The organism is Marinomonas flavescens, from assembly GCF_004352835.1.
Lineage (GTDB): Bacteria > Pseudomonadota > Gammaproteobacteria > Pseudomonadales > Marinomonadaceae > Marinomonas > Marinomonas flavescens.
Genome location: NZ_SJSB01000003.1, coordinates 46,635 through 60,609 on the forward strand (window position 1 = coordinate 46,635; position 13,975 = coordinate 60,609).

The window sequence follows — 13,975 nt, forward strand, 5'->3', positions numbered from 1 at the left end:
AATACAATGACTCAAAGCTTCGCAGAACTGTTTGAAGAAAGCCTGTTAACCGTCGAAATGGCGCCAGGCTCAATTGTTACCGGTCTTGTTGTTGATATTGACAGCGAGTGGGTAACTGTTCATGCAGGTCTTAAATCTGAAGGCGTAATTCCTCGTGCTCAGTTCCTAACGGAAAGTGGTGAGTTCAACGTTAAAGTCGGTGACGAAGTTAAAGTTGCACTTGAAGCTGTTGAAGATGGTTTCGGCGAGACTAAATTGTCTCGTGAAAAAGCGAAACGTGCTGAAACTTGGGCTGTTCTTGAAAAAGCCTACGAAGAAGGCGCCATCGTCAATGGTGTTATCAATGGTAAAGTCAAAGGTGGCTTCACAGTTGATATCGCTAATATCCGTGCTTTCTTACCTGGTTCTTTGGTAGATGTTCGCCCAATCCGCGACACGTCTCACCTAGAAGGTGTGGATCTAGAGTTCAAACTTATCAAGCTTGATCAAAAACGTAACAACGTTGTTGTATCTCGTCGTGCCGTTATGGAAGCGACTAACAGCGCTGAACGCGAAACACTACTTGCTTCTCTAGAAGAAGGCCAAGAAGTTAAAGGTATCGTTAAGAACCTTACAGACTACGGTGCGTTCGTTGATCTTGGTGGTGTTGATGGTCTTCTACACATCACTGACATGGCTTGGAAACGCATTAAGCACCCAAGCGAAATCATTGCTGTTGGCGATGAAATCGATGTTAAAGTCCTTAAATTTGACCGCGAGCGTAACCGTGTGTCTCTAGGTCTTAAGCAATTGGGTGAAGATCCATGGGTAGCTATCAAAGCGCGTTACCCAGAAGGTACTAAAGTAACGGCTAAAGTTACTAACTTGACTGATTACGGTTGCTTCGCAGAACTTGAAGAAGGCGTAGAAGGTCTAGTTCACGTATCTGAAATGGATTGGACTAACAAAAACATCCACCCATCTAAAGTAGTTCAGATCGGTGATGAAGTTGAAGTTATGATTCTTGATATCGACGAAGAACGTCGTCGTATCTCTTTGGGTATCAAGCAGTGCACCATGAACCCATGGGAAGAATTTGCTACATCTTTCAACAAAGGCGACAAAATCTCTGGCGCAATCAAGTCTATCACTGACTTTGGTGTGTTCATTGGTCTTGACGGCGGCATTGACGGCCTTGTACACCTTTCTGACCTATCTTGGGAAGAAACAGGTGAAGACGCAGTTCGTGCATACAAGAAAGGTGATGTTCTTGAAACTGTTGTATTGTCTATCGATGCAGAGCGCGAGCGTATTTCTCTTGGCGTTAAACAACTTGAAGAAGACCCATTTGTTGGTTTCGTTGCTGAAAACGACAAAGGCACTATCGTAAACGGTGTTGTCTCTTCTGTTGATGCTAAAGGTGCGGTTGTTACTCTAGCTGAAGGCATTGAAGCTACTTTGAAAGTATCTGAAATTAGCCGTGAGCGCGTTGAAGATGCAACAACAGTATTGAAAGAAGGCGATAAAGTAGAAGCAGCGATCATTAGTGTTGATCGTAAAGCTCGTACTATTACAATTTCTATCAAGCAGAAAGATGCAACTGAAGAAAAAACTGCTCTTAAGAATCATTCTGAGAAGCAACAAGTTGAAGCGAACGGTCCTACCACTATCGGTGATTTGATCAAAGCACAACTAGAAAACCAAAACTAAGTTTTGATTTTCATTAGCTATTAAAAAGCGGGCTTAGGCCCGCTTTTTTTATGTCAAAATTACGATAACGCGTTGACAAGAAAACTATACATAAAACATGTGGATAACTGTGGGTATAGACTCTGTGTGACCTGTTATCGGAGTGATTTTAGCAGTGTCTTTGTGTCTTCTTCGTCCCAGTTTTCTTTTTCTAATAACTGTTTCAGTGAGTCATTGTTTTGAGTTTGCTGAAGGTTCTTCTGAAATTTTGCAAAATGCATGTCTTTGATGAGCTTTTCATCATAAGGAGAGCGGTACAGTGGCGGAGTTTTCTCGCTTTTAGAATCGTCCGCTTGTTTTAATTTATCGATATTCTTGTACGTCTTTAAGAAGTCTTTTTTATTCATCTTAGTTGTCCTTATTGGGTGTGCTCAATATGGAGTATTTCAAAATGCTCTGGATGGGCTCGCCATCTAATGTTCAAATCCCACAAACTTATACCATGCTCTTTGCCTTCTTTATTCTGTAAGTAGGATGGCCTAGGGTCTTGCTCAACAATCTGTTTAATTAAAGTCTTAATATCTCGTTGATGCAATGATTGGTAGTGTGCGCATTGGATGTTGGCCAGCTCAGAAAAAACTACCTTGGTGGTGTTGTCCGCTTGTGGTGCGAAGCCACCTTGAGCATCTGGAATGCTGTCGGCATAAGGAATATATGGCTTTATATCTAAAACTGGCGTGCCATCTAGTAAATCCGCTCCGTGTAACTCGATAAATATTTTGCTGTTTTCCTGGTAGATTTTGCCAAGTTTTACGACAGACAACCCTATCGGGTTTGGTCTATGCGTGGCACGAGTGGCAAAAACCCCCATTTTAATTTTTCCGCCTAATCGTGGTGGACGTATTTTGGCTTTCCAGTTTTCGCTCATGGTGGCGTGAAAAATGAACTGAATCCAGATATGGGAAAAATCACTTAACCCACTTAATGTGTCTAGTCTGTTGTATGGAGGAAGTAGTTCTATTCTTGCGGTCGCTTCCGTGACCAGTCCCGGTTGTCTGGGGATGCCAAATTTTTCTTTGTAGCATGAGTGAACGATGCCAACGGTGGCTAGGTTAAAATGTAGTGGAACAGACAAGGTGCTTCCTTTTTATGATCAAATTCAAGACTAAAGGATTAAATAGTTTGTGTTAGTATACTGATTATATGGTTGCCCACACGATAAACTTTACTGCTATCGATACTACTTATTAACGTAATTAGAGATTAAAAATGTCTTTAGAATCCTATATGAATCAAATTGGTCAGCAAGCGAGAGCCGCTTCTCGTTTGCTTGTAAAAGCTTCCACAGAACATAAAAATAGTGCGTTATTGGCGATGGCTGACGCGTTAGAAAATGCTCGACCTCGACTAATAGAAGAAAATACTAAAGACATTAAAAATGGTAAAGAAAAAGGGTTAGACGCTGCGTTATTAGACCGTTTATTACTTAATGATGCTCGTATTGACGGCATGATTGAAGGTCTTAGGCAGGTGGCGGCTTTGCCTGATCCTATTGGTGAGATAACCGATATGCTTTATAGACCTTCTGGTATTCAATTGGGAAAAATGCGAGTGCCTTTAGGTGTTGTTGGTATCATTTACGAATCTCGTCCAAATGTTACGATTGATGCGGCAAGTCTGTGTTTAAAATCCGGCAACGCTACCATTTTAAGAGGTGGATCTGAGGCTTTCTATTCGAATCAAGCCATTGCCAAGGCGGTTTCAGCTGGTTTGAATGCTGTTGGTTTGCCTGAGCATGCGGTGCAAGTATTAAATACCACTGACCGTGACGCCGTAGGCAAATTAATTACCATGCCAGACTATGTTGATGTGATAGTACCTCGAGGTGGTAAGGGATTAATTGAGCGCATCAGTCGTGATGCTCGAATTCCTGTCATTAAGCATTTGGATGGTAATTGCCATGTCTATATTGATGATGAGGCAGATTTAGAAAAAGCGTTCAATATAGCGATAAACGCAAAAACGCGTCGCTATGGTGTTTGTAATGCGATGGAGTCTTTGTTGATTCATCAGGCGATTGCGGCAGAAGTGTTGCCAACACTGGTGTCGGCGTTTCATGAAAAAGGGGTTGAGCTCGTCGGTTGTGAAACGACTCGACTTATCGTTGCCAAATCCGTTGCATCGCAGATAACAATTGGCGTAGCCACAGAAGAAGATTGGTTTACCGAATACCTTGCCCCTAAATTATCAATTAAAATAATGACAGATATGGATGAAGCGATCGCTCATATTAATCACTATGGCTCGCACCATTCAGATGCGATCGTTTCTCAAGATTATTCAAAGACTCGGGCCTTTATGGCAGAGGTGGATTCATCGTCTGTAATGGTGAATGCATCCACAGCGTTCGCAGATGGCTTTGAATATGGTCTAGGGGCAGAAATTGGTATTTCTACGGATAAAATACACGCTCGCGGCCCCGTTGGCTTGATTGGTTTAACCAGTCAGAAATACATAGTTTTAGGTGATGGTCATACGCGTGACAATTAAAACAAAAAAGTCTTCTGGTGTGGCCATTATGGGTGGGACATTTGATCCTATTCATAATGGTCATTTAAGAGTAGCCGTGGAGATTTTAGATCGTTTTAATTTCAAGGCGATGAAGTTGATTCCTTGTTTTCAACCTGTTCATAAAGGGCTACCCAGTGTCACCGCTCAGCAACGTTTGGAAATGGCTAAAATGGCTATTTCTAGCGATGTTAGATTGGCGGTAGATTCAAGAGAGATCTTAAGAGCGGGGCCGAGTTACTCAATTGATACCTTGAGAGATATTCGAGCCGAAATCGGACCGGATGTGCCATTGATTATGGTATTGGGAATGGACAGCTTTTTATCACTACCGACTTGGGCTGAATGGCGAAAATTAATTGAATATGCGCACATCTTGGTCGTTTCTCGACCTGGTTGGGAGCCAGAATTAATCTCAGAATTGAGCGCTTTCTGCGAAAACTATCGTGCCGCTTCATCGCATGAGTTACAATGCGCGCCCTCAGGCTCTGTTTGGCTAGAAATGCTGCCATCTTTGGAGATTTCTTCCAGCATGATAAGGATCTTGTGTAATAAACAGGAATCCATTGCGTATCTGCTACCAGAGCCCGTACAAACATACATAATAGAAAATAAATTATATCAGGATATCGTAACTTTATGAGTCAGCCTAATCTCACAGCAGATCAAATCTTAGCTTTAGCAGTGGAAGCACTGGAAGATGTCAAAGGTGATAAGATCACTGTGTTGAATGTTTCAAAGCACACAGACATGATGGACTATATGGTCATTTGTACTGGTACCTCTAAGCGTCATGTTAATGGCTTGGGTCAAAATGTCATCGTGCATCTGAAATCTAAAGGACTTCAGCCATTGGGTTTTGAAGGTCGTGGGTCAGGCAGTGATTGGGTCTTGGTAGACTTGCATGATGTTGTCGTTCATGTGATGACGGAAGAAGCTAGAGCATTTTATGATCTAGAAAAGCTTTGGGACATTAAACCAGAAGTAATGTAAGGCTCTGAAATGCGTGTTCGATTGATTGCTGTTGGTACAAAGATGCCGAAATGGGTAACACAAGGCTATGATGATTATGCCAAACGGTTACCCAAAGATTTTGCTTTAGAATTGGTAGAAATTCCTATGTCGCCACGAGGGAAAAATACCGATATTCCTAAAGCAATTCGCAAAGAAGGTGATTTGATGCTCGATGCGATTCCCCAGGGTGATAAAGTTATCGCGATGGAAGTGCTTGGTAAAGAGTGGTCAACAGCGCAATTAGCCGATCAAACAGAACAATGGCGAATGGACGGCTACAATGTCAGTTTGTTAGTGGGTGGGCCTGATGGGCTGGACCCTCGCTGTACTTCTAGAGCAGACCAAGTCTGGTCATTATCTCGTTTAACACTTCCGCACCCTATGGTACGGATTATTCTTGCTGAGCAAATATACCGTGCTTGGACCTTAATGAATAATCATCCGTATCACAGATAGAGGGTAATTCGGTGAGTCGTCGACATCAAAATTTTCGTAATTACCGCAAAGAAAAAACACTGACGCAATCGCGTATTATTATCGCAGGGCTCTTGGTGTTGCTCTTAGCCGGTGTTTTGATGGCGCGCTTATTCTATCTTCAAGTTGTGCAGTACAAGCTTTATCAAACTAAATCAGATGAGAACCGCGTGATGCTGGTCACTATGCCACCGCCACGTGGGCTTATTTATGATCGCAATGGTGTTGTGCTTGCTGATAACCGTCCTATACACAGTTTAACAGTCACTCCTGAACGGATTAAGAGTCTGCCTTGGTTGAAAAAAACGCTTTCGGGCATGATTGATATTAGCCAAGACGAATGGGATCAGTTTGACGAAAAGTTAAAAGAGTATCGTCGCCCTTACCAATCTATTACCTTAAAATCACAACTCACTGATGCGCAGTGGGCCAGAATTGCTGTTAACCTTTATAAGCTTGATGGTGTTCAAGTCGAAGCGCAGCTAACTCGATATTACCCTTATGGAAAAGATAAAGCCTTTGCTCACTCTATCGGCTATGTTGGGCGCATTACTTCCAAGGATTTAGAGCGTGTAGATAAGCAAGCTTATCAAGGCGCTTTGTTTATCGGGAAAACCGGTGTTGAAGGTTACTACGAAAGCACTTTATTTGGTAAAGCTGGTATTAAAAAAGTAGAAGTGAATGCCCGTGGTCGTATCATGGAAGAGCTTAGTCAGGTCAACCCTGTTCCAGGTAAGAATATTCACCTTTATATGGACGCACGACTACAGCAATATGCCTATGACTTGATGGGCGATTATAAAGGCTCTGTCGTTGCTATTGACCCCAATACGGGCGGCATTTTGGCCTTGGTATCTAAACCAGGGTTTGATCCTAATTTATTTGTGAGGGGAATCTCTTACAAAAATTATTCTACTCTGCGTAATTCTAAAGAACTGCCTTTGTTTAATCGTGCATTGCGAGGAGGGTACCCGCCGGCCTCAACAATCAAGCCTTTTATGGCGCTGGCTGGGCTTGAATATGGTTTTTCTTCTTGGACTGAACGCTATTTTGCTCGAGGCTATTATCAAATCAATCCAGGCGGTCGTCGCTACCGTGATTGGAAGCGTGGTGGTCATGGTTGGATTAATTTGCAGCGCGCTATTATTGAATCAGTGGATACCTATTTTTATCAGCTGGCAAATAAAATGGGCGTGACACCTATTCATGATTTTTTATCGCGCTTTGGCTTTGGTAAGAGCACGTTATTAGATCTTGATGGCGCTAGTGTGGGTTTGTTGCCATCTAAAGAGTGGAAGCGCGCCAAGTATAACCAGCCTTGGTACCCAGGTGACTCAGTAAATATTGGTATTGGTCAGGGCTTTATGGTGGCGACGCCGATACAAATGGCAACAGCGGTTTCCGCTATTGCCGCACGTGGGCATTATTATTATCCGCGTATGGCTAGGACGATAGGTGGTAAGCCGGCTACTTTCCAAGGTGATTCTGGTGGGGTGCATAATATTATTCTCAAAGACCAAAGTAATTGGGAAAAGATAGTAACCGCCATGAGCAAAGTTATCACTGACCCTAAAGGCACTGGTCGTCGCTTGCAAGGTACGGATTATACGATTGCGGGTAAAACAGGGACTGGTCAGGTTTTCAGTCTGCAAGATGGTGAAGAGTACGAGGCAGATAAGTTAGTCAAGCGACTTCATGACCATGGGTTGTTTATTGCATTTGCACCTGTAGAAAAACCTAAAATTGCGATTTTTGCCATTTTCGAAAATGGCGGCGGTGCCGCTTTACCAGCTGATTTAACGAAAAAGATTTTTGATGCCTATATCGATGGTAAATATCCAAAACGTTACGACTATTTAAAAGGTAAAAATCAGTGACTGATAATGTTTATAAGAGGGCGCTTACTTTTGCTAACGCTCGTCTTTGGAAACTGATCCACGTTGATATATTGCTCTTGGGCGCGCTGCTGTTATTGATGGCTGGCGGTCTAGTTGTGCTTTATTCTGCTTCTGGCGAAGATATGGCTATGGTAGAGCGACAAGGTGTCCGTTTCTGCATTGGCATGGGAGTTTGTCTGGGTTTGGCGCAACTGCCACCTAAGTACATGCGTAGGGCATCTCCGGCGTTATTTGTTTTCTTGGTTTTGCTGCTGATCGGCGTGCTACTTTTTGGTGTGGGGGCAAAGGGGGCGCAGCGTTGGTTGGCTTTGCCTGGCGGGTTGCGTTTTCAACCTTCCGAAATTATGAAAATCCTTATGCCAATGATGATTGCTTGGTACTTTTCTGATCGACAGCTCCCACCAACGTTCAAAGAAGTGTTGTCTGTGCTGGCGCTTATTTTGATTCCAGTCGTCATGATTGCTAAACAGCCCGATTTAGGGACCGCGTTATTGGTGGCAGTGTCCGGTATTTTTGTTTTATTTTTGGCAGGTCTAGGGTGGCGCTATATTGTCAGTGCTGCTGTTTTAGCGCCTGCTGCGGGTTATGCTCTCTGGCATTTTATGCATGATTATCAGCGCCAGCGAGTACTTACTTTTTTAAATCCAGAAAGCGATCCCCTTGGCTCTGGTTGGAATATTATTCAATCTAAAACAGCCATTGGCTCCGGTGGTTTGTACGGCAAGGGGTGGTTAGAAGGGACTCAGGCGCAACTTAATTTCTTACCTGAAAGCCATACCGATTTCATTGTCGCAGTGCTTGGCGAAGAATTTGGCATGCTGGGTTGCGGTATTTTGATTTTCTCATATCTCTTGGTTATCTCTCGTGGTTTATATATAGCAGGTACGGCTGAAGATAATTACGCTCGCTTATTGGCTGGTAGTTTAACACTCACATTTTTTGTTTATATGTTTGTAAATATCGGCATGGTATCAGGCATTTTACCTGTGGTTGGGGTACCCTTGCCTCTAGTGAGTTATGGTGGAACATCGATCATAACGATTATGGCAACCTTTGGCATTCTTATGTCAGTGCAAACACACAAAAGAGCAAGATGATGATAAAACTAGCAGTAGGAATACTACTAGTGCTTGGCCTCGCTGGGTGCAGTAGTTTAGACCAAGCAAAAAGTAGAGAATTAGGGGATGAGCTTAAAGTAAGCAATGAATTACTTGAAGATGCACCACAAAGCATAGCGTCTTCTTACGCAGCCAACCCTCAGGTGCAAGCTTTCATAGATCGTTTAGTAAAAAACGATCACTTTGATAAGAAAAGATTAGAGCTTGCTTTTTCTCGAATTAAAGTTCGTGAGAAGGTGATTGAAAAATCTAATAATCAACCTGAAGTACTCATTCCCTATTACAAATATCGCACTCGTTTTGTAAGCAGTCAGCGGATAGAAAGCGGTAAGGCTTTTGCCATAAAGAATAAATATTGGCTCGATAAAGCGGAAAAAGAATACGGTGTCGACTGGCATATTATCGTGTCTTTGATTGGTGTTGAAACCTATTATGGTCGTATTACAGGGTCGCAAGATGTCTTTACTTCTTTAACTACGCTTGCTTTTGATTACCCTAGACGACAAAAGTACTTTCAAAGTGAGCTGAAAGCCTATCTTTTGCTTGCTCGTGAAAATGGTTGGAACATTGGTGCGACTAAAGGCTCTTATAGTGGTGCTATGGGAATGGTTCAGTTTATGCCTTCTAATTACCGCAAATTAGCAATTGATTATGATGGTGATGGGCGAATTGATCTTTGGCATTCTGATGCTGATGCAATAGGCAGTGTTGCTAATTACTTGAAACATCATGGTTGGGAATTCGATAAGCCTTGCTTGGTTATGGCAAATGTAAAATCCCCTGAAACAGTGAAAAAATGGGTGAATTTTGATAGTAAACCAATCAAAACGGCAGCGCAGTGGTCTACGTTAGATATATTGCCAAGCCAGTCATTTTTACCAGAGAAAATGGGGCTGATTGGATTGCGTACAGCTGAAGATAAGACGTCTTATTGGCTAGCTTATGAAAACTTTTTCACTATCATGGATTATAATCCAAGCAGGCGTTACGCAATGTCTGTATTGGAACTTGCCAAGAGTATAGGAGAGCAGTGATTAATCGTTGTTTTGTTTTTTTATTAGTGAGCTTTAGTGTCGTATTGTTGAGTGGTTGTACTGGTAATACGATGAGTTCTGCTGACTATGATAAGGCTTCTGCTGGCGGACGCTATACTATCCTTAAAGATCACGCTCCGGATCATGATGTCAAAGTGGATCATTTACCTAATTTGGTCCCTAAATGGGAGTCCAAAAGCCGCGGAGGAAATAAAAGTCCTTATGAGGTTTGGGGTAAGAAGTATTGGGTGATGAAATCCGCTAAAGGGTACGTTGCGGAAGGGACTGCTTCTTGGTATGGGATGAAGTTTCATGGACACACTACTTCAAATGGGGAAACATATGATATGTATGCTTTTTCAGCGGCACATAAATCCCTTCCTTTACCGACGTATTTGAAAGTGACGAACCTTGATAATCAGCGCTCGGTAATTGTTAGGGTCAATGATCGAGGACCTTTTCACGGTAATCGATTAATAGATCTTTCTTATGCAGCGGCCGTGCGGTTAGGTTATCAGAAAAAAGGTTTGGCTCGTGTTAGAATAGAAGCTATCACACCGCCTAAAGGTGGTGTGTATCGTGCGGAACCTACCTCGTCATCAGTGACGAAAAAAGAGGTTAATCCCCCGATTATATTGGCTCCTAGCCCTGTTGTTAGCGTGCCGAAAAGTACGAAAGAAACACCGGTTTTTACGCACTTACAGCTGGGTGCATTCTCAACTAAAGAAGCGGCTAATCGTTTGAAACAGCAGCTATTTTCTGTTTTTGATACTCAAGTGAATATCGAGATAGTTAAACAGAATGATGCTCTGTATAAAGTGTTAGTAGGGCCTTATGCAAGTGATGTTGAGTTGTCGAATTGGCAAGATAAACTTCATAAAGCTGGGTTTGCTAAGCCTGTACGAGTTGCCATGTAACTGTAAAGGCGAATTCCATGGGCTAGAGATTCGTCATATCCTCTAGTATTATTTGTAAACTTTTTTTAACCAGATGTTGTAGAGCATGAAACGACTCCTAATTATTTTATCCGTATTTCTGGGCATTACCGCCAATGTCCTTCACGCAGAACCTACGCTAATTCCAGCACCTCCAGAAATTGCCGCTAGTAGCTACATCCTTATGGATGCCTATACTGGTGATATTTTGGTATCGCATAATGCTGATGAAAAATTGCCACCAGCAAGCTTAACCAAATTAATGACGGCCTATATTACTGAGTACGAGTTAGCTCGAGGTGATATAGCAATGACGGACCAAGTCACTATTAGTAAGAAAGCTTGGCGCATGAAAGGTTCACGCACCTTTGTTCGCGAAGGAACCAAGGTCCCTTTAAAAACACTGATGCAAGGTATGATCGTACAGTCTGGTAACGATGCGACAGTAGCGATTGCAGAGCATATTGCAGGCAGTGAATCTGCCTTTGCTGATTTGATGAATCAACATGCAAAACTGCTTGGAATGAAAGACTCTCATTTTGTAAATGCAACGGGATACCCAGTTGATGGTCATTACTCTAGTGCCCATGATATTGCGATTATAGCGCGAGCTACGATTACTCAGTTCCCTGAAAACTATCCTATTTATGCTGAGAAGTACTTCACTTACAACAATATTCGCCAGCCTAACCGAAATCGTCTTTTATGGCGTGATAAGTCTGTTGACGGCTTGAAAACAGGTCACACTGAAGCCGCAGGTTACTGTTTGGCCGCTTCCGCTGTTCGTAATGGCACTCGTCTAATTTCCGTAGTAATGGGGACGAAATCTGATGAAGCGAGAGCCGGTGAATCGCAAAAATTATTGGATTACGGTTTCAGATATTATGAAACTCGTAAGCTTTACAGCCGTGGACAAGTGCTAAGCAATGCGCGTGTTTGGGGTGGTAGCCAGAATACAGTCAAAGTGGGTTTTGCTAACGATGTATTAGTGACATTGCCTCGCCAAGATGCAGATTCTTTGCCAGCAAGCTTGCAACTAAACCCTACGCTTGAAGCGCCGATTAAAGTGGGTGATGTTTTAGGTAAAATCACTGTAGGGACACCAGGAAATATTGTGTTGGAGAAAAACGTTGTTGCTCTCGAACCGGTTGATCAGGGTGGATTCTTTAAGCGTATGTTTGATAAAATTAAACTCTTCTTCATGAATTTATTTTAGACCTTAATGGTCTATTGGAATACTGATGGCTCTGATTACAAAAAACGGTGACCAAGCTGAGAACGCTGTAGATGCACCTAAAATAGAATTTCCTTGTGAAAACTACGTTGTAAAAGTAGTGGCGCTTGATGTTGATGGTGTGCATATGGACATTGTCGAGTGCATGCAGGTTCATGCTCCTGAAATGGGGAATGAAGCGAGTAACATAAATCGTTCTAGTAAAGGTCGCTTTGTCAGTTTCAGCTTCCGTATTTTGGCTCAGGGTGAAGAGCAGCTAGGAAATTTGCATAAAGATCTAATGGCGCTTGAAGCGGTTAAGATGGTTCTTTAGATGAATTTGAACCTTATTTGCCGTGATTTAGGTGTGGTCGCTTATGAGACAACTTGGGAACGAATGAAAGCATTCACCCAAGTTCGCTCTAAAGAAGATCAAGATGAAATTTGGCTGCTGGAGCACCCATCTTTATTTACACAAGGACAAGCAGGTAAAGAAGAGCATTTACTTGCACCCGGAGATATTCCTGTTATCCAAGTAGATAGAGGGGGGCAGGTTACCTATCATGGTCCTGGTCAGCTAGTCGCGTACGTACTGATTGATTTAAAACGACTCGGTATTGGTGTGAGGGATTTGGTCAGTGTGCTTGAAAATGCCATTATAGAGACACTAAAGCTTAATAGTATTGAAGCTTATGCTAAACCTGATGCGCCTGGTGTGTATGTAGATGAAAAAAAAATAGCGTCTTTGGGCTTGCGAGTTCGACGAGGATGTTCTTTTCATGGGTTAGCGCTAAATGTTGATATGGATCTATCGCCGTTTAATCGTATTAATCCATGTGGTTATCAAGGTCTTCAGATGGTCGATATGGCACAACTTAACAGCCAAGTCGATTTTTCTAATGTTAAAGTTCAGTTAGCGAACCAGCTTGCTGAGCAGCTCGGATACAAACATCCGACTATCCAACAAGGGTGGAAATAGAATGACTGCAGAACGCAAACGCGTTGTCCAAGGCGAAAAACTTCGTGGTGCCGATAAAATGGCACGCATACCTATAAAAGTAGTTCCAACAGAAGAAATTCCACGCAAACCAGATTGGTTGCGTGTGCGAATGCCTGCTTCTCCTGAGATTGCTCGTATTAAAAAAACGTTACGTGAACATAAATTGGCGTCAGTATGTGAAGAAGCTAATTGCCCTAATCTGGGTGAATGCTTTAGTAACGGTACGGCTACATTTATGATCATGGGTGAAATTTGTACGCGTCGCTGTCCTTTCTGTGATGTGGCACATGGTCGTCCTAATGCGCTTAGTCCTGACGAGCCAAAACAGTTAGCAGCCGCAATACGAGATATGAAACTTAAGTATGTCGTAATTACATCTGTAGATCGCGATGATCTGCGTGACGGTGGCGCTCAACATTTTGTAGACTGTATTACTGAAACCCGAGCATTAAGTCCTAACATTGAAATTGAAACGTTAGTGCCTGATTTTCGTGGTCGTATGGAAACAGCTCTGGATATTTTGCAAATTGCACCGCCTGATGTGTTTAACCATAATTTGGAATCCATTCCACGCTTGTATCGTCAAGTGAGACCTGGTTCTGATTATCAATGGTCTTTAGACTTGTTGAAAAATTTCAAGGATCGTTGCCCTGATGTTCCAACAAAATCAGGTTTGATGGTTGGTTTAGGTGAGACGTTTGAAGAGATCGTCGATGTGCTGAAAGATTTGCGCGCACATAATGTTGAAATGTTGACGATTGGTCAGTATCTTCAGCCTTCTAAGCATCATTATCCTATGGCGCGTTTCGTGCCGCCGGAAGAGTTTGCTCGCTATGAAGAAGTGGCAAAAGAACTTGGCTTTAAGCATGCCGCTTGTGGACCGCTAGTGCGATCTTCTTATCATGCCGATAAACAAGCTCACGGTGAACGAGTTTCTTAAGCTATTATAACGGTACAAAAAAGAGCGGAGTCGAGGGTTTTGTCCTTGGCGCCGCTTTTTTATTATGTCATTGAAAGAAATAAAAATTATAGTAAGTTGAGATAGTGGGTATT

15 protein-coding genes are annotated in these 13,975 nt (G+C 42.6%); 13 read left to right on the forward strand and 2 right to left on the reverse strand.

Going from position 1 to position 13,975, the window contains the following annotated elements; translation table 11 throughout:
- Positions 1 to 6: 6 nt before the first annotated feature.
- Positions 7 to 1,689: a 30S ribosomal protein S1 gene (rpsA, locus tag E0D70_RS03975; protein ID WP_133010989.1), complete on the forward strand. Its 1,683-nt coding sequence runs from the start codon at positions 7 to 9 to the stop codon at positions 1,687 to 1,689.
- Positions 1,690 to 1,823: 134 nt separating this feature from the next.
- Here the strand turns inward: rpsA and E0D70_RS03980 are convergent, their stop codons facing one another.
- Positions 1,824 to 2,075 (reverse strand): hypothetical protein, encoded by a 252-nt coding sequence (locus tag E0D70_RS03980; RefSeq protein ID WP_133010990.1) that lies wholly within the window; start codon positions 2,073 to 2,075, stop codon positions 1,824 to 1,826.
- 11 nt (positions 2,076 to 2,086) lie between these two features.
- A complete protein-coding gene (gene tsaA, locus E0D70_RS03985) occupies positions 2,087 to 2,803 on the reverse strand; it encodes a tRNA (N6-threonylcarbamoyladenosine(37)-N6)-methyltransferase TrmO (RefSeq protein WP_133010991.1) in 717 nt (238 codons plus the stop codon).
- A gap of 134 nt (positions 2,804 to 2,937) precedes the next feature.
- On the opposite strand from tsaA, the gene E0D70_RS03990 reads away from it, so the two are divergent.
- From E0D70_RS03990 to lipA, 12 genes are all read left to right on the forward strand, one after another.
- Positions 2,938 to 4,218: a glutamate-5-semialdehyde dehydrogenase gene (locus E0D70_RS03990; RefSeq protein ID WP_133010992.1), complete on the forward strand. Its 1,281-nt coding sequence runs from the start codon at positions 2,938 to 2,940 to the stop codon at positions 4,216 to 4,218.
- Positions 4,208 to 4,879, forward strand: coding sequence for a nicotinate-nucleotide adenylyltransferase (gene nadD / locus E0D70_RS03995; RefSeq protein WP_240536978.1), 672 nt, complete (start codon positions 4,208 to 4,210; stop codon positions 4,877 to 4,879). The genes E0D70_RS03990 and nadD overlap by 11 nt, the downstream gene beginning before the upstream one ends.
- Entirely contained in the window at positions 4,876 to 5,229 is a 354-nt protein-coding gene (rsfS, locus tag E0D70_RS04000) for a ribosome silencing factor (protein ID WP_133010994.1), read from the forward strand. The genes nadD and rsfS overlap by 4 nt, the downstream gene beginning before the upstream one ends.
- 9 nt (positions 5,230 to 5,238) lie before the next feature.
- On the forward strand, positions 5,239 to 5,706 hold the full coding sequence (rlmH, locus tag E0D70_RS04005) for a 23S rRNA (pseudouridine(1915)-N(3))-methyltransferase RlmH (protein WP_133010995.1): 468 nt from the start codon (positions 5,239 to 5,241) through the stop codon (positions 5,704 to 5,706).
- 11 nt (positions 5,707 to 5,717) lie between these two features.
- Positions 5,718 to 7,601, forward strand: coding sequence for a penicillin-binding protein 2 (gene mrdA / locus E0D70_RS04010; RefSeq protein ID WP_133010996.1), 1,884 nt, complete (start codon positions 5,718 to 5,720; stop codon positions 7,599 to 7,601).
- Entirely contained in the window at positions 7,598 to 8,719 is a 1,122-nt protein-coding gene (gene rodA, locus E0D70_RS04015) for a rod shape-determining protein RodA (RefSeq protein WP_133010997.1), read from the forward strand. Before mrdA ends, rodA begins: the two co-directional genes overlap by 4 nt.
- A complete protein-coding gene (mltB, locus tag E0D70_RS04020; RefSeq protein WP_240536979.1) occupies positions 8,716 to 9,774 on the forward strand; it encodes a lytic murein transglycosylase B in 1,059 nt (352 codons plus the stop codon). Before rodA ends, mltB begins: the two co-directional genes overlap by 4 nt.
- Positions 9,771 to 10,691, forward strand: a complete 921-nt coding sequence (locus tag E0D70_RS04025; protein WP_338068568.1) for a septal ring lytic transglycosylase RlpA family protein — start codon at positions 9,771 to 9,773, stop codon at positions 10,689 to 10,691. Before mltB ends, E0D70_RS04025 begins: the two co-directional genes overlap by 4 nt.
- 85 nt (positions 10,692 to 10,776) lie before the next feature.
- A complete protein-coding gene (locus E0D70_RS04030) occupies positions 10,777 to 11,925 on the forward strand; it encodes a D-alanyl-D-alanine carboxypeptidase family protein (RefSeq protein ID WP_133010998.1) in 1,149 nt (382 codons plus the stop codon).
- Positions 11,926 to 11,950: 25 nt separating this feature from the next.
- On the forward strand, positions 11,951 to 12,256 hold the full coding sequence (locus E0D70_RS04035; RefSeq protein WP_133010999.1) for a YbeD family protein: 306 nt from the start codon (positions 11,951 to 11,953) through the stop codon (positions 12,254 to 12,256).
- On the forward strand, positions 12,257 to 12,901 hold the full coding sequence (lipB, locus tag E0D70_RS04040) for a lipoyl(octanoyl) transferase LipB (protein WP_133011000.1): 645 nt from the start codon (positions 12,257 to 12,259) through the stop codon (positions 12,899 to 12,901).
- Between the two features lies 1 nt (position 12,902).
- Positions 12,903 to 13,862 carry a lipoyl synthase gene (lipA, locus tag E0D70_RS04045; protein ID WP_133011001.1) on the forward strand — a complete coding sequence of 320 codons (960 nt, stop codon included), beginning with the start codon at positions 12,903 to 12,905 and terminating at the stop codon, positions 13,860 to 13,862.
- The last annotated feature ends 113 nt before the right edge of the window (positions 13,863 to 13,975 follow it).